Source organism: Campylobacter sp. IFREMER_LSEM_CL2151 (genome assembly GCF_025771725.1).
In the GTDB taxonomy this organism is placed as follows: domain Bacteria; phylum Campylobacterota; class Campylobacteria; order Campylobacterales; family Campylobacteraceae; genus Campylobacter_D; species Campylobacter_D lari_C.
This window is the reverse complement of record NZ_JAKMQT010000001.1, coordinates 35215-52622: the sequence shown is the minus strand read 5'-3', so window position 1 is coordinate 52622 and position 17408 is coordinate 35215. Positions and strand designations below refer to the sequence as shown.

The following is a 17408-nucleotide window of genomic DNA, read 5'->3' as shown; positions in this document are numbered from 1 at the left end:
ACTTCTCCTTTTTATGAAGTTAAATACATTATAGCACTTTAATCGTAAAAAATTAACTTTTTAAATAAAAAATAAATTTAAAATTTTAAAGGATCTAAAATAAGCGCACCATCTGCTGAAAGTTTTTTACCTTGAAAATGCATTTTACAAAAAGAAACAATTAAAGCATGAAAAATTTGATAAAGCTCGTATAGTTTACATTCTTTTTTTAGTAAAACACACAATTCTTGTTGATTTTTAGCTATGTCCTTTTTTAAAAAATCTGCCAACTCATCATAACTTTGACACTCATAACCTAAATAATTAGCTATTTTTGCACTATAAGCATCAACTACTAAAACTTCTTTTTTACATATATAATTTAAAATTCCATCTGCACTTTCTTGACCAAAACCCTTAATACTCAAAAGCCATTCTCTATCTACTTCTTCTTTAAAAAACTCAAAAGAATTAAAATCTTGGAAATATTTTTGAGTAAAATTTTTAATATATTTTGCCTTAGTATTATAAAATCCACTTGGCTTTATTAAAAGCGCTAAATCTTGAGTATTTAAATTTAACAAATCTTCTATCTTAGTAATATTTGCTTGTTTTAAATTTGTCAAAGCTTTTAATACATTTTTCCAGTTTGTATTTTGAGTTAAAACCACAGAAATTAAAATTTCAAACTCGCTTAAAGTATTATTTTCTAGCCACTCAAAATCTTGATAATCAATATTTGCATTAACTAAAACTTTAAAAATTTCATACCCGCTCATGCTTTTTCATTCTTTCTTAAATGCATCAAAATAGCCTCGATCACATCATCATCGTCTTTACTTTTTGCCTTAATGACTTCCTTACTCTCATCATCTTTTACAAAACAAATATTTTGCTCATAATTACTCACTAGTTTATAATGCTTGCTAGCTAAAATTTTTATAATGATTAAATCCAAAAACTGCTTAGTAAAAATATCAGGCCTTCCAAAACGATCATTCATCTCACTTTCTATCTCATAAACTTCATTAACACTCATGCATTTACTAAGTCTTCTATAAAGTTCTAATCTCAAACGATCTTCACTAATATACTCACTATTTAAAAAGGCATTGATGTTAAGCTTTAAATCTATTTTTTTCTCTTTAGTCTCTTCTTTTTTACTTAGCTTATTAATTTCATCTTCTAACATTTTAAGATACAAGCTATAACCAATTTGCTCTATATGCCCACTTTGATCTACACCTAATAAATTTCCACCCCCACGAATTTCTAAATCATGGTAAGCAAGCACGCTTCCTGAGCCTAAATAAGAATTACTCTCTAAGCTCGTAAGTCTTTTTAAAGAATCTTTTGTGATTTTTTCCTTATCTTCAATCAAAAAATAACAATATCCTTGCTTAGCACTACGCCCTACTCTTCCTCTAAGTTGGTGCAAATCAGCCATACCAAAGCGATCTGAATTTTCTACTATAATAGTATTTGCATTTGCCAAATCAATACCACTTTCAACTATAGAAGTACAAAGCAATAAATCATATTCTTTATTTTCAAATTTAATCATTTCTTCTTCGGTAGTTTTTGCATCAATTTTAGAATGCAAGATTAAAATTTTTAAATTTGGAAACAAATCTAAAAGATATTTTTTACACCCATCAATACTTGCTATATGATTGTGTATATAAAAAATCTGTCCTGCTCTTCTTAATTCTCTAGAAATAGCTTCTTTAATCAAAGCATCATTACTTTCTCTAACAAAGGTACGCACATCTAAACGATCCTCAGGTGGAGTTTGTAAAACACTATATGATTTTAAAGAACTAAGAGCTTGATTTAAGCTTCTTGGTATGGGCGTTGCCGACATAGATAAAATATGGGAGTTTTTACTTAATTCTTTGAGTTTTTCTTTTTGTTTTACACCAAATTTATGCTCCTCGTCTATCACGACTAAACCTAAATTTTCACACTCAACCCCTAAAAGAGAATGCGTTCCAACCACTACACAAGGCTTATTTTCTTTTAAAAATGCCAAAACTTGTTTTTTTTCTTTAACACTAGTAAAACGATCTAGCTTAAAAACCTCTATATTAAAAGAATCAAATCTTCGTTTTAAGGTTTTAAAATGTTGAGCCGAAAGTAAAGTAGTTGGTACAAAAAACAAAGCCGTATAACCACTTTTTACACAAGTAAATATAGCATTCATAGCAACTTCTGTTTTACCAAAGCCCACATCACCACTTAAAAGCCTATCCATTACTTGAGAACTTTTTAAATCTTGAGTGATTTCTTGGCAAACTTGACTTTGATCTTTAGTGTAAAAAAACCCTGCTTTATTGATAAATTCATCTTGTAATTCTTGAGAGATTTTTAATTCTTTTGCTTTTATCAAAGCTCTAGTCGCTGCTAAAGAAACTATATTTGAAGCAATGGCAAATAATTTTTCTTTTAATCTTTCCTTGATTTTTAAAAAACTTCCTTTTCCAAGCTTATCAAGCAAAGGCACGCCACCACTTGCACCGATATATTTATCAATCATATATAAATTTTCAACAGGCAATAAAAGCTTATCGTTATTTAAATACCCAAGAGCGACAAATTCTTTTTTTGCTCCTGCTATTGTAATAATCTCAAGACCTAAAAATTTAGCTATACCATAATCTTCATGTACAACAAAATCCCCGACTCTAAGCTCATCTATTACCAAACTTGCTTTTCTAACTCTTTTATTTTTTTCTTTTTTATTTAAAGAGATGATAAGCTCATCTTGAGTGCTTAAATTAATTCTTTCTTGAGATATTTTTAATTTAATATTTGAAAATTCTTGTAAATTTAAAGCTTTAAACAAAGCTTCATTCTTTGCTAAAACAGTAATTTTTTTATCTTTATGAAAAGTGAAAAAATCATGATTATAAGAGCTTATTAAATCTTTATAAAATCTTGGCTCAGGCAAAATATTTTGATTGATTTTACTAATATCTTCTTCAAAATCATTTATATCAAAATTTTTTATACTCACAAAATTTAAATCTAAATAATCACAAAAGTCATCAACACACCAAAAACCCAAAGAATTAACATCATTAATGATGCTTTGACTTTGAAAATTTTGAATTTTTTCTTGTAAATTTTCATATTGCTCTTGATTAAAAGTACTCAAAAATGGGCAAATTTCAATTTTTGAAAGTTCGTTTGGAATTGATTTTTGCGTATGGATATCAAAATATCTTATACTTTCTATCTCATCCGAAAAAAGCAAAATTCTAAAAGGCTGTTCTTCGTTAATTGCAAAAATATCTATAATATCTCCGCGTATTGAAACTTCACCCTTATCTTGAACTATATCTACAAACTCATATCCACTATGTAAAATTTCTTCTTTAAATTTCTCTAAAGCAAGAAGTGAATTTCTTTTAAGAATAATATTTTTGAGATGCTTTTTTCCGGGGAGTTTTTGTAAGATTGTTTTTATAGGGGAAATTAAAATTTTATTTTCATCTTCTTTGTGATAAGCATTTAAAACTTTGCAAATTTCAAAAAGCTCTTTAGAAAAAGAGCGTAAATCACTACCAAATTCTGCTCTAAAATCAGGTAAAACAAAAGTCTTGAATTTTAAAAATAAACAAACTTGAGCTAATTCATCTGCTTCTTTATCATTCTCACAAACTATTAACTCAGTTTTATTGCTTAATAAATATTCATATAATTTAGCTTGCATTTTCTGAATTTTCTATACTCACATCGATAGTTGCAAGTTCTTCGTCTTTTTCAATTATTTTACTGCTTCCATTAAATTTTCCACCATTTTCAATGCTTAATTGTTTAACTATGATATTACCATTAAGCACACCACCGGATAAAATTTCTAAAGAATCAACTTGCATTTCTCCTTCAAAAACTCCATTAATCACTATCTTGTTTGCCTTAACTTGTCCTTTTAAAACACCACTTTTACCTATTACTATCACATTAGAAGAATTAATCACTCCTGTGATTTCTCCATCTAAATGAAGCATAGAATCAAAATAAAATTTTCCTTCTATTTTTGCTCCGTTTGAAATGACTGTAGTTTCGGATACTGTAGCAATAGAGCCTTTATTAAAGATTGCCATGGAACTCTCCTTTCTTTTTCAAAAATTTGTTCGTAGTTTTTTCGGTTTAAATCTATAAAAATCTTAGGATCTAAAAGTTTATTAATAAATCTAACCTCATAATGCAAATGCGGCCCCGTAGAAAGACCTGTATTTCCTGTATATCCAAGTAAATCACCTTTTTTTACAAATTGTCCTGCTTTGACAACATCTTTACGCATCATGTGCGCATATACTGTTTTAAAACCAAAATTATGGATCAAAATCACTGAATATCCATAACCGTTATTACTATATGCAGCATATTCAACCACTCCATTTGCCGGTGCATAAATGGGGGTATTTAAAGCCGCCCTTAAATCAATGCCTGGATGAAACTCTTTTTTATTTAGTATAGGATGATGGCGCCATCCAAAATTACCTGTGATTCCATTATCTTCTATCACATGACCATTTGGAATTTGTGTTAAAAATAAATAAGCTTGATCATTAGTAAGTTTAACCTTTTCTAATCTTTCTGGTATATCTAAGCTCTCATCTTGCTTTAAACCTAAATTTTCTTCAATATCTGCAAGTTGAGTTTGAAGCTCATCATATAAGGCTGTTTTTTCCTCTAAACTTTTTTGCATGCTCTCATTTTGAGAAAATAATTTAGTATTTTTTGCTGATAAAGCTTCTTGTTCTTTTAAAAGCTCTGAACGTTTGTCTGCTAAATAATTAATATATAAAGCACCTAAAACTATAACAACAAAAACAAAAGAAGTAAAATAAATAATCACTTTTTTTATAATCTGACTTAATAAAAAATGTCTAGAACCATTTACATCTGTGATAGTTAGCGTAAATTTATCTTTCATTATAGCCTCTTAAAAAATTTTCTACCAATACAAAAGAACCAAAAACCAAATATAGCTCATCTTTTTTTATTTGTTCAAATTTTTGATAAGCAATATCCAATTTTTCTAAATTTTCTAGCAAAACAGAACCTGCCAAAGGCCTATCTTTGCTTTCATACTCATAAATTTCAACTATTTTTATTATAGGCTTTAAAGCCCTTAAAATTTTATAAGAATCTTTATCTAAAAAACAATTATAGACTAAATGAACTTTTTTTTCCTTGAAAATTTCAGCTAAAGCTAAAGCCGCCATTTCATTATGACCCACATCAACAAAAATATTTTGACTTATTTGCTCACACCTTCCTTTTAAATCAAGTTTTGGCAAATTACTAATGCTGTAAATTAATTCTTTTTCATTTTTGGTACAAATTTTAGAAAAAGCTTCTAAGGCTAAAAAAAGATTATCTTTTAAAAAACTCGCTAAATTATATTTTTGAATATATTCTTGCACATAAGGATAAATAGCCTTGTTTTCATCTAACGCACTAATATCTAAACTAGCTTGTTTTAAATCAGCTATTTTTTGAGCTAAATTTAATACTTTTGCCTCTTGCTTGCGACTAACTAAAACTTTAGTGCTCATGGCCTTTAGTTTTGTTCTTGCTATTTCATCTAAGTTTTTACCTAATAAATCTTGATGATCAAAACCTATTTTAGTAAAAACACTAAAATCTATTTCAAAAACACTTGTTGCATCATACTCCCCACCTACTCCAGCTTCTAAAATCACATAATCACAATCTTTAAAAACAAAAAATGCTAAAAATGTAGCATACTCAAAATAACTAAGTTTTTTGATATCTTCTAAAAAAATACCTTCTAATTCTTCATGTGCTTTTTCTAAAAGTTCATTGCTTACAATTTTCCCATTTAACCAAAATCTTTCATTAAATTCAAAAATATGTGGACTTGTATAATGCCCTACTTTATATCCTTGTTCTAAAAGTAAAAGTGCTAAAAATCTACCTGTACTTCCTTTGCCATTAGTGCCAATAATTTGAATATTTTTGGTTTTTGGGATAAATTTTTTATATTTTTCATACATGCTAAACATAAAAAATCTACTGATTTTTTGTACATACATAGTTTTTTGTGAGAGTGTTTGTTGGAATTTCATACTAAGCTTTTTGCATTAATTCTTTTAAAATATCACCATCTGGAAATTCTTTTTTTTCTATACAAGAAGATGATAAAACAAGCTTAACCACTTCTTCTTTATAAATAAATTTATAATCATCTATAAGTTTTAAAGCTTTTTCTGTAAAAATTTGAGCGCTTTCTAAATTTTTACCTGGAAATATAATCAAATAAGAACTTTCATCTAAAATCCAAATTTCAGCCAAATTTTTACATAAATCTTTGAGGATTTTTTTAAACTTTCCGCTGATAGTTTTAAAGCTATCAATACCATAGGCATTAATAACATGTTCTATATTGTTGATTTTAAAGAAAGATAAAGCATAATTAACTGCATAAAGCTTATAATTTTCATCAAGTTTTTTAAGCTCTTGAGCAAGATTCCATTGCTCTCTTTGCTCATCATCACTTGTAGCTTGAATTTGCGTTTTAATTTGAGCTATTTGCTCGTTTGCATATAAAAGTTTATCTTTTAATGTATCAAAATTAATCTGCACATTACCATTTTCATCTTTAGTTAAAGCATTGATAAATTTTACATCTTCTTGACTATTATCATAAAGCTTTGACACCATTTCATTTAAACTTTCTAAGTGCTGATTAAAAAAAGAAAGATTTTTTTGTATATAGTATTTATCTATTGCTTCTTTTTTTTGTAGCATCAAACAATATTCATGTGCAAATTCTTTTCTAGCAATCAATCTAGGATTTTCTTTTAGTTTTTGCTTAAATTGCTCTACTTCTTTACTCTCACCAAACAAAGGCTCTAAAGAAGCCAGCAAAAGCTCAGCTTGTTTTTCATAAGAGCGTTCTTTTAACATAGTGATAAGTTTTTCTATTAAAGCGTGAAAATCCAAAAACGCTCGGATATTAAATTCTTCTAATTTTTTTAAAAGCTCATGATCTTCATAAGATTTTTCAAGTTCTCTCCATTTAGCTCTTAATAGATATATGGTTTCTAAATCCATAGCTTGAGATAATCTATGTTGAGTAATTTGAGCAAGTTCTTTGATTTTTTTATCTTTACTAATACTAAGTTGTTGAATGATTAAACCAAGTAAAGCATAAACATCTTCATATTTTCTACTTACCTGCCTATTGAGCCTAGAAACCAAAAACATCAAAAACTCATCAATAGTTCGAATACTTTTTCCTTTTAATTCTTGTTTATAAGAATCATCTAAAAGATTAGTATATTTTTCTATTCTAGCTTTATTAAGACTCATAACTCCTGCTTTTTTGGCACACTCTTCAAACACCTCACTATAATTTTCAGGAGTTGGATATAATTTACGCTCTTTTAATTTTATCAATGTTTCTTTTGCGATTTCATTGATATGGCTTGCCATTTTATTTATAACCCCTAATAGCTATAATAGAAACAAATTCATCAAAAGCTTCACTTGATGCATTTTTAATCGCTTCAAATCTAGCTTGATCACTAATGATAGAGTTTGGATTAATATCAAAATTATAACTTCCTTTAGTATTTACGATTTCTTCTTTGCCATTTTTATAACGCAACACAAACTCCAAATAAAGCTCTGCTTTATAATTAATCACATAGCCATTTTTATCATAAACCATAGGATGAAATTCTAATTTTTTCATCGTAACTATAATAGAACTATCTGCATTATACTCATCTGTAATTTTTCTACCAAGCTTATTAAGCATAGCCTCTCTTAAAATATCTGTTATGTAAACACTATTTTCAGGATCTTGCTTACTGATATTAATTTTTAAAAATACATTTTCACCCAAAACCCTACTTGCCATTTGAGATGATGGAATATATCCACAAGCTATGATGAAAAAAGCAAAAAAAGATATTAAATATTTTTTCATTTAACCACCAAATTTACTAATTTCTTATCAATATAAATTTCTTTTACTATGGTTTTTCCTTCTAGCCATTTTGCAACATTTTCTTTAGCTAAAGCTAAAATCTCATCTTCTTTAGCTTCTGAATTTATTTCAATTTGTGCTCTTTTTTTACCATTAACACTAATAGCTATATTAAAACTATCTTTTACAAAAACTTCATCTTTTATTTTTAATACTTTAAAATTTTCACATTTAAATAAATGCTCGCTAAGTTCAAAACAAACATGAGGGATAATAGGCTCTAAAATATTTAAAATAATATAAAAAGCTTCTTTTGTAACTTCTTTATGATTGATAGCATTTAAGGCATTTAAAGCCTCCATACATGCAGCTATTAAGGTATTAAAGGCAAAACTTTCTTCATAAACTTCAAAAGATTTTTTCAAAGCTTCATATACTTTTAATCTAGCATATTTTTCTTCTTTATTTAAACTTTGATGATCAATTTCTTGTAATTTTCCACATTCTAAACTCATAGCCTTTTCATAAAGCCTATTGATAAATTTAAACGCACCTTCTAGCGCACTATCGTTCCATTCAAGTTCTTTAGCAGGTGGTGCAGCAAACAATATAAACAATCTTGCACTATCTGCTCCATATTTTTCTATAATATAATCAGGATCAACTACATTGCCCTTAGACTTACTCATCTTGGCACCATCTTTAGTGACCATTCCTTGGGTTAAAAGTCTATTAAAAGGCTCATCATCTTTTAAATAACCCAAGTCCCTAAGTGCTTTTTGGAAAAATCTAGCATAGAGTAAATGCAATATCGCATGTTCAATACCGCCAATATATTCATCAACATTCATCCAATAATTGACACTTTTTTCATCTACTGCTTTTTCTTGCCATGTTTTATCATCGCTTGCAAAACGCGCAAAATACCAAGAACTTTCAAAGAAAGTATCTAAAGTATCACTTTCTTTTTGCGCTTTTTTGCCACATTTTGGGCAAATACACTCTTTCCATGCTTCATGCTTATCAAGTGGATTTCCTTCTCCATTTATCACCACATCTTCAGGCAAGGTAATAGGTAAATTTTCTATTTTTTGAGGAACTATACCACAAGAATCACACTTAATCATTGGTATAGGAGCTCCCCAATATCTTTGTCTAGAAACACCCCAATCACGAATTTTAAAATTAGTAACCTTTTTACCAATACCCAAAGATTCAATTTTTAAACTAATTTTTTCTCTAGCATCATTGCATTCTAGTTGATCAAATTCGTCGCTATTAGTTAAAACGCCTTCTTTTAAAGTATAGCATTGTGCATCATTTTCATCTTTATAAATTACTTTTTTTATAGCCAAATTATAAGTTTTTGCAAACTCATAATCTCTTTCATCGTGAGCAGGCACGCTCATAACAGCTCCACTACCATAATCACTTAAAACAAAATTAGCTACCCATAAAGGAATTTTTTCTTTACTTAGTGGATGGATTGTATAAAGATTTAAAAAATATCCTTCTTTTGGTGCGGCTTGTCTTTGGCGCGGTGTTTGATTTTGTATATTTTGAATTTTAGCTATAATATCTTGATCTAGTAATTTTTTATCAATTAATTCATTTACTATTTCATGATCAGGTGCTAAAGCAATGTAAGATACTCCATAAATAGTCTCAGCTCTTGTGGTAAAAACATTGATTTTTTTTGCACTGATTTTATCATTTTCTTCTATATCAAAATCAAAACTAAGCCCTGTGCTTTTGCCTATCCAATTTTCTTGCATAGTTAAAACTTGACTTGGCCATTTTCCTTCTAATTTTTTAAGATCTTGTAATAATTCATCTGCATAAGCAGTGATTTTTACATAATATCCTGGCATTTTTTTTCTAATGACTTCATGCCCACAACGCCAACATTTGCCATCTTCAACTTGCTCATTTGCTAAAACTGTTTTATCATTCTCACACCAATTAACTTCAGCTTCTTTAGTATAAACAAGCCCTTTCTCATACATTTTGATGAAAAATTCTTGCTCAAATTTAGTATATAAAGGATCAGAAGTAGCAAGCATTCTTTTTTTGGAAAAAGAAAAACCCAAAGAAGCAAGTTCATTTTGCATATAATCAATATTTTCATAAGTCCATTTTTTAGGGTGGATACCATGTTTAATCGCAGCATTTTCAGCAGGCATACCAAAACTATCAAAACCTATAGGATGTAAGACGTTAAAACCTTTTTTTCTATAATACCTAGCCATAGCATCGCCTATGCTATAGTTTCTCACATGCCCCATATGAATTCTACCACTTGGGTATGGAAACATAGATAAAATGTATTTTTTTGGTAAAGAAAAATCATCTTTTGGTTCAAAATATTCTTTTTCTTGCCAAATTTTTTGCCATTTTTTTTCTATTTTACCTGCTTCATATGCCATTTTCACTCCTAATTTTCTTCTTGATTTTTTACTGAATCAACTATAACTAAAATCATTGAAAAGATATTAGCTATCAAAGCACCAATTGCCAAAGTATAAACCATAACATTAGCTTCTGGATTAATTTGTATTAAAGCAAAAGCTGGAATTAAATGCAAATCAGCCACCAAAGAACTAGCAAATAATTCAGCTGCTAAGAAATTTCTAACTCCAATTTTCAATAAAGTAGAAATTAAATTCACACAAGCTGCAATAAATAATGCAACTTCATTTTGATCATATAAAAATCCTGCGGTTGTAGTTAAGCTCATTAGAGCAAAAAAGATATAAATAACCTTACCCCAATTCATTTTTACACCGTTCCTTTTTCATACATCGCTCTTAATTTTTCTTTTTCTTGTTTTTTCTTAACTTTTTCTAATTCTTTTTGGCGATACTGCGCAACGCTGAATTTAAACCATAAAAGTGCTGGACTTGCTACAAATATAGAACTTGCAGTACCTGCTACAATACCCACTATCATAGTTAGAGCAAAACCTTCTATCATAGATCCACCAAAGAAATAAAGCACTACAACAGTAATTAAAGTTAATCCTGTTGTTAAAGTAGTTCTTGATAAAGTAGCTGAAACTGATTCATTGATAATTAAATCAAGTTTTGAATTTTTACTTGTTTTAACACCTTCTCTAATCCTATCAAAAATAATAATCGTATCATTTAAAGAATATCCAAGTACGGTTAAAACAGCCGCCAAAATATCTAAATTTACATCTATTTCAAATAACGCAATAGCACCTAAAGTAATGACTATATCATGAATTTCACACACAATAGAAGCCATAGCAAAACGCCATTCAAATCTCACTGCTAAATAAATCAAAATAGCAATCAAAGAAATTCCAACCGCCATAAGACCTTTATTACGCAGTTCATCTCCTACTTTTGGACCTACCACATCCACACGGCGCACTTCAAATTTACCTGTATCTTTTAATAAATTTGCAATACTTACTCCAATGTCACTTCCCAAGCTATCACTACTTCCTGAAAAACGAATAATCACTTCATTAGCACTACCAAATTCAGTAACGCTAGCGCCTTTTAAATTTTCATTGATAGCTAAAGCTTTGCGAATTTCAGCCAAAGGAGCTTTTTGCTCGTATTGAAGTTGCACTAAAGTTCCACCGGTAAAATCAATACCAAAATTTAAACCCTTAGTAAAAAGGATAAAAATAGAACCAAAAAATAAAATAAAAGACAAAGAGATGGCTGCAAATCTCATTCTCATAAAATCATAAACATGTTTTTGACTAAAAAATTGCATTAAGGTCTCCTATATCCAAACCATAATCTTGTGTTATTGCTTTTTTCCATACGGTTCATAAACATTTCAAACATACCATGAGTTCCAACAATAGAAGTAATCATCGAAACTAAAATTCCAATACTCAAAGTCACCGCAAAACCTTTTACCGCACCTGTTCCATAAGCATAAAGCACTACTGAAGTAATAAGTGAAGTAATATTAGAATCTAAAATCGCACTCATTGCATGCTTATAACCATTTTCAACACTTTGCCTTATGCTAGCACCTTCTCGCAATAACTCCCTAATTCTTTCATTAATAATAACATTAGAATCTACTGCCATACCCACAGTCAGTACAAGTCCTGCCATACCAGGTAAAGTCAAAGTTGCTCCAAACATAGCCATTACAGCAATAATCACTAAAATATTTGCTACCAAAGCAATATTAGCAAAAATTCCTGCTATACCATAATACATCACCATAAATGCAATAACTAATATAGAAGCACCTGCTAGAGCTATCATACTCATTTTAATACTATCAGCACCCAAAGATGGTCCAACGCTTCTTTTTTCAAGCATTTTAACCGGTGCTAAAAGCGCCCCACTTCTTAAAGCAATGGCCACATCATGAGCTTCTTCAACAGTAAAACTGCCACTAATTTGGCCGCTACCCCCGCCTATTCTTTCATTAATTCTTGGAGCTGAATATACTTTATTATCCAAAACTATAGCTAAGCGTTTGCCTACATTATTTCCTGTGTAGTCTCCAAATTTTTTCGCACCTTCTGAATTTAAAGTAAAATTAATCACAGGAAGATTATTACTTTGCGCAAAGCCTACTTTTGCATCTGTTAACATAGAACCATCAAGAATAGGTATAGATTTTACTAGATATTTAATTTGAGGATTTTTTGCATCTTCAAAAATCAAGTCTCCATATTCAGCAGCTTGAGCTGGGGTAAGATTATTTACCTGATCCATTCTAACATCATCTACTTCCATTAATTGCAAATGCGCAGCTTTTGCGATAAGTTCTCTAGCTCTAGCCTCATCTGCAGCAGTTTTAATACCCGGAAGCTCGACTAAAATTTTATCCTCACCTGATCTTGCTACATTTGGTTCTGCAAGGCCAAATTGATCAAGTCTGTTTCTAATGGTTTCTACAGCTTGTAAAATAGCTTGTTCATGAGTTAATTTAATTTCTTCTTGGGTTAAAGAAAGTGTGTAGTGTAAATTTTCATGTGTAATAGCCAAGCCTTTAATGTCTTTTAATAACAAATCAACCTTAGCTACATCATTTTCATCTAATAAACTAAATTCAATACTAGTATCATTTACTTTGATTTTATCAACAATAATATCTTCTTTATTGATAGAATAACTAAGAGAAGAGGCTATGGATTTAACCTTTGATTTAACTGCCTCTTCTACTTCTACACCTAATAACATATGCAAACCACCTTGCAAATCAAGTCCTAGGTTGATCTTAGCACCACTTTGGGTTTGCATAAAAGAAGGTATGGAAAAAACTAATCCTATAAGAAAAACTACAAAGAAAATAATACTTCTATAAGTAATTTTTCCACTACGCATCAATTTTCTTTGCTATAAAATCTCTAGAAATTTTTACAACTACATTTTCATCATTAAGCTTAACTTTGATAAAATCCTCTTCTGGTTTTACCACCTCGCAAATTATCCCACCATTTGTGATGATTTTATCTCCTTTTTCTAAAGATGAAACCATTAATTTGTGGTCTTTTGCTTGTTTTTGTTGTGGTCTAATAACCAAAAAATAAAAAATCGCAAAAAGCACAATGAGAGGCAACAATGAAGTCCAAATATTTCCGTTTTCTGCCATTTCTTCCCCTTTTTTTAAAATTCATAAATTCTAATTCTACCACTTTTAAAATAATAAAAGCCTTTTTTTCTGCACTTTTATTGTCAAATTTTATTTATTTTTCTTTTTTTGAAAATTTACTTTTTGAATTTATTTCACCATTTTTAAGTATATATGGTTTGATTTTATTACTAAGAAATAAAAGTAAAGTAGGATATTTTTATACCGGATTTTTTGTAGGAATTTTATGGTTTTGGTGGATAGCTTTATCATCAATTTATTTTGATTTAGCTTATTTAATTCCTTTAGAAATTATCTTAATAGGATTAATTTATGGATTTTTATTTTTAGTATGTTTTTTTCTTAAATATGATTTTTTAAGACTTTGTGGAATTTTTTTACTTAGTTTTATTCATCCTTTTGGTTTTGATTGGCTAAATTGGGGTGTTTTAAGTGTATATGGAATCTTTGATGCAAGTTATCAAGGCATTATAGCTATGTTTTTGATTGCTTATTTTTATTATGAAAAATACATTTCAAGATATTATAAGATGGCAATTATTTTAATCCTTATTCTAATCGGAGCTCAATACAATCAAAAACAACCGCAAATACTAAATTTAGACTATAAATTAATCCAAACTAATATCTCCCAAGATCAAAAATTCATACAAGAAAATTTACAAACTCATTCTAAAGATATATTTTATCAAATCAATCAGGCCATAAAAGAAGGTAAAGAAGTAATTGTTTTTCCTGAAACAGCTTTTGCCTTTGCTTTAAATAAAGCACCAAGTTATTTGCAAGCCTTAAAAGATTTATCAAAACAAATCATCATCATCACAGGTACTATAAGCACCACACCTAATCATCTATACAATAGCACTTATGTATTTGATAATGGCAATATACAAGTTTTTAACAAACACTATCTTGTACCTTTTGGAGAAGAAATTCCTATATTTAAAACCTTTTTTAAAAAATACCTTTTAAATATTGATGAATTTTCAAAAGGAAAAGAATTAAATCAATATACTTTAAATAATCAACTCATCACTAATGCTATCTGCTTTGAAGCTACAAAAGAAAAACTTTACAAACACTCAAAAATCATCATCGCTATTTCAAATAATGCTTGGTTTAATTTTTCAAGTGAATATAAATTACAAAATTTTCTAATGCGTTTTTATGCAAACAATTATAATGTAAGCATATATCATGCAGTTAATGGAAAAGAAAATGCTGTAATTAAACCAAAAGAGATATTGATTTTAAAGATAAAAGAAAAACTTTTAAAGCAAAATGAAGCTTAAAAACTTCATTTTATAATGCTTTAAATTCATCAAGAGCGTCTAATTTTTCCCAAGGATAATCAGCCTGCCCCACTTGACCACGAGCAGCTACATCAGCATACATGAAAGTATCTTTACTTGGTTTATCAAGATTGAATTTATTTTTAATCCAATTTGGAGTTAATGGGAAAGTTTTCATCACAAAATCACTTAAAATATCATCATTTAATCTTGTATTTGTTCCCATACAATCCACACTTACAGAAGTTGGTTTAGCTACACCTATAGCATAAGAAAGCTGCACTATACATTTTTTAGCAAGCCCTGCTGCTACGATATTTTTAGCAAGCCATCTTGCAGCATAAAGCCCGCTTCTATCAACCTTAGTATAATCTTTAGAAGATTGCGCACCACCTCCTATTGGAGCATAGCCACCAAAGCTATCTACTATAAGTTTTCTTCCTGTTAAACCACTATCATGTAATGAGCTGTGATTTACATATTTTCCCGTTGGGTTGATTAAAATTCTTGTTTTTTCTGGACAAAAAAGCTCTTTTGGTAAATTTGAATCTAAAATCAAATCCATCACCAAAGCTCTTAAATCTTCTATTTTCATACTTTCAACACAAGGAGCTGAAACTACAATAGTATGGATGCTTTGAGGTTTGCAATTTTCAAAATTTTCTTTATTTACATAATCAATTGTCACTTGAGTTTTAATATCCACTCCAAGTTTATCAGGATTGTTTTTTGCAAACTCATATACTTTATCGCAAAGCATTCTAGCATAAGAAATAGCTGCTGGCATATATTCTTTTGCTTCATTACTTGCAAAACCAAACATTATCCCTTGATCACCTGCTCCAATTTCTCCATCTTCTTGATCAACACCTTGATTAATATCAGGGCTTTGCTCATTTAAAAATACCATTACATCTAAATCATCAGGATGTAAACATTGCTTTTTGCTAAAATGCGGATGTCCATCATAACCAATATCCGCTAAAGCTTTTTTTACGATATTTTCATAATCTTGTTTTTCTAGCTTATGTTTTGATTTAATCTCGCCACCAATTACTACTTTATTTCCTGCTACAAAAACCTCACTAGCAACCCTTGAGTCTTTATCATGAGTTAAAAAAGCATCCACTATAGAATCAGCTATAATATCAGCACATTTATCAGGATGTCCTGCACTAACAACTTCAGAAGTAAATAAATACATATTTTATATTCCTTATCATAAAAATGATAGCTCTATTCTAACATAAGCTAGCTTAAAAATAAAAAAGCTTATTTAAGCTTTACTTTGTTAGAATAAATTAAAAATTTATCACTACAAAAAAAGGTAAGAAATGAGTTTATTTTCTTGTGCAATCAAACGTTATAAAGATGGAAATCTTATTTTACAAATTTGCATAGGTATTGTTTTAGGAATTTTAGTAGGTGTTTTTTCTAAAGATTTAGCTATTTTTGCAAATATTTTTGGTGCTTTATTTACAGGAGCTTTAAAAGCTATAGCGCCAATTTTGGTTTTTATCTTAATCTTAACAACTATTTGCACAAAAGAATTTAACCATGGAAGTGAAAAAATAAAACATATCATTTTCTTATATATATTTGGAACTTTTTTAGCTTCTTTAAGCGCAGTTAGTATAAGCTTTGTCTTTCCCGTAGAATTAGTATTAACCGATATTGAAAAAGCCTCCACCACAAGTCCTGCGCATATAGGCGAAGTATTTAAAACCTTACTTTTTCAAATCGTAGATAATCCTATCCACGCTTTATCTTCAGGAAATTATTTAAGCATATTAGCTTGGGCCATAGGCGGAGGTTTTGCCCTAAGGCATTGCTCTAATGATGCAAAGCAACTTTTTACTGATATCAACGAAGGTGTGTTAAAAATCGTTAAATTTATAGTCAAACTTGCTCCTTTTGGAATTTTTGGACTTGTAGCAAATTCAGTTGCTCAAACAGGAGCAGCAGGGCTTTTAAGTTATATTAAATTATTAATAATTTTAGTTTTAACTATGTTTTTTGTAGCCTTTGTGATTAATGCTTTAATTGTTTTTGCCTATACAAAGAAAAATCCTTATCCTTTGATTTTTATTTGCTTAAAACATAGTGCTGTTTTTGCATTTTTCACAAGAAGTTCTGCAGCAAACATCCCTGTAAATATGGCACTTTGCTCTAAATTAAATATCAACAATAACCTATATAGTATCTCCATTCCACTAGGCGCTACGATTAATATGGCAGGAGCAGCTGTAACCATTGCTATATTAAGTCTTGCAGCAGCTCACACAGTAGGCATTGAAATAAATTTTTTACAAGCTATGCTTTTGAGTGTTTTAGCTGCATTTGCAGCTTGTGGAGCTAGCGGGGTTGCTGGAGGTTCACTCTTACTTATACCACTTGCTTGCTCTTTGTTTAATATTGATTATGACATAGCTATGCAAGTAGTTGCGGTTGGTTTTATCATAGGGGTTATTCAAGATAGCGTTGAAACAGCTTTAAATAGCTCAACGGACGTTTTATTTAGCGCCATTTGTTCAGATAATGAGCTTAATTTAAAAATTTAAGGAGGG

The 17408-nt window shown here is 29.5% G+C and carries 15 protein-coding genes; 2 read left to right on the top strand and 13 right to left on the bottom strand.

The features are described from left to right. Positions 1 to 77: 77 nt before the first annotated feature. Genes L8V82_RS00265 through yajC form a run of 12 tightly spaced genes read right to left on the bottom strand, consistent with a single transcriptional unit; the run spans position 78 to position 13549 of the window. Positions 78 to 758, bottom strand: a complete 681-nt coding sequence (locus tag L8V82_RS00265; protein ID WP_263723598.1) for an endonuclease III domain-containing protein — start codon at positions 756 to 758, stop codon at positions 78 to 80. Then, positions 755 to 3694 (bottom strand): DEAD/DEAH box helicase, encoded by a 2940-nt coding sequence (locus tag L8V82_RS00260; RefSeq protein ID WP_263723597.1) that lies wholly within the window; start codon positions 3692 to 3694, stop codon positions 755 to 757. The genes L8V82_RS00265 and L8V82_RS00260 overlap by 4 nt, the downstream gene beginning before the upstream one ends. Then, positions 3684 to 4088 carry a bactofilin family protein gene (locus L8V82_RS00255; RefSeq protein WP_263723596.1) on the bottom strand — a complete coding sequence of 135 codons (405 nt, stop codon included), beginning with the start codon at positions 4086 to 4088 and terminating at the stop codon, positions 3684 to 3686. Before L8V82_RS00255 ends, L8V82_RS00260 begins: the two co-directional genes overlap by 11 nt. After that, positions 4016 to 4927 carry a M23 family metallopeptidase gene (locus tag L8V82_RS00250; protein ID WP_236681191.1) on the bottom strand — a complete coding sequence of 304 codons (912 nt, stop codon included), beginning with the start codon at positions 4925 to 4927 and terminating at the stop codon, positions 4016 to 4018. The genes L8V82_RS00255 and L8V82_RS00250 overlap by 73 nt, the downstream gene beginning before the upstream one ends. Further along, a complete protein-coding gene (locus L8V82_RS00245; RefSeq protein WP_263723595.1) occupies positions 4914 to 6083 on the bottom strand; it encodes a Mur ligase family protein in 1170 nt (389 codons plus the stop codon). Before L8V82_RS00245 ends, L8V82_RS00250 begins: the two co-directional genes overlap by 14 nt. A gap of 1 nt (position 6084) precedes the next feature. Next, positions 6085 to 7452, bottom strand: coding sequence for a hypothetical protein (locus tag L8V82_RS00240; RefSeq protein WP_263723594.1), 1368 nt, complete (start codon positions 7450 to 7452; stop codon positions 6085 to 6087). 1 nt (position 7453) lies between these two features. Beyond that, on the bottom strand, positions 7454 to 7951 hold the full coding sequence (gene lptE, locus L8V82_RS00235) for an LPS assembly lipoprotein LptE (RefSeq protein ID WP_263674683.1): 498 nt from the start codon (positions 7949 to 7951) through the stop codon (positions 7454 to 7456). Beyond that, positions 7948 to 10377: a leucine--tRNA ligase gene (gene leuS / locus L8V82_RS00230; protein WP_263723593.1), complete on the bottom strand. Its 2430-nt coding sequence runs from the start codon at positions 10375 to 10377 to the stop codon at positions 7948 to 7950. The genes lptE and leuS overlap by 4 nt, the downstream gene beginning before the upstream one ends. Before the next feature lie 8 nt (positions 10378 to 10385). Further along, entirely contained in the window at positions 10386 to 10727 is a 342-nt protein-coding gene (locus L8V82_RS00225; protein ID WP_039618681.1) for a DUF6394 family protein, read from the bottom strand. Between the two features lie 2 nt (positions 10728 to 10729). Beyond that, on the bottom strand, positions 10730 to 11701 hold the full coding sequence (secF, locus tag L8V82_RS00220; RefSeq protein ID WP_039618682.1) for a protein translocase subunit SecF: 972 nt from the start codon (positions 11699 to 11701) through the stop codon (positions 10730 to 10732). Continuing rightward, positions 11701 to 13281: a protein translocase subunit SecD gene (gene secD / locus L8V82_RS00215; RefSeq protein ID WP_039628546.1), complete on the bottom strand. Its 1581-nt coding sequence runs from the start codon at positions 13279 to 13281 to the stop codon at positions 11701 to 11703. Before secD ends, secF begins: the two co-directional genes overlap by 1 nt. Continuing rightward, positions 13274 to 13549 (bottom strand): preprotein translocase subunit YajC, encoded by a 276-nt coding sequence (gene yajC / locus L8V82_RS00210; protein ID WP_039618686.1) that lies wholly within the window; start codon positions 13547 to 13549, stop codon positions 13274 to 13276. Before yajC ends, secD begins: the two co-directional genes overlap by 8 nt. Here yajC and L8V82_RS00205 point away from each other — a divergent pair. Next, entirely contained in the window at positions 13519 to 14841 is a 1323-nt protein-coding gene (locus L8V82_RS00205; protein WP_039628548.1) for an apolipoprotein N-acyltransferase, read from the top strand. The genes yajC and L8V82_RS00205 overlap by 31 nt on opposite strands. Positions 14842 to 14851: 10 nt before the next feature. Here L8V82_RS00205 and metK read toward each other — a convergent pair whose 3' ends face one another. Further along, the gene (metK, locus tag L8V82_RS00200; protein ID WP_039628549.1) at positions 14852 to 16045 is read right to left on the bottom strand and encodes a methionine adenosyltransferase; all 1194 of its coding nucleotides are present in this window, start codon (positions 16043 to 16045) and stop codon (positions 14852 to 14854) included. 130 nt (positions 16046 to 16175) lie between these two features. Between metK and sstT the strand changes: the two genes are divergently transcribed. Then, a complete protein-coding gene (gene sstT / locus L8V82_RS00195; protein WP_214124889.1) occupies positions 16176 to 17402 on the top strand; it encodes a serine/threonine transporter SstT in 1227 nt (408 codons plus the stop codon). Positions 17403 to 17408: the final 6 nt, after the last annotated feature.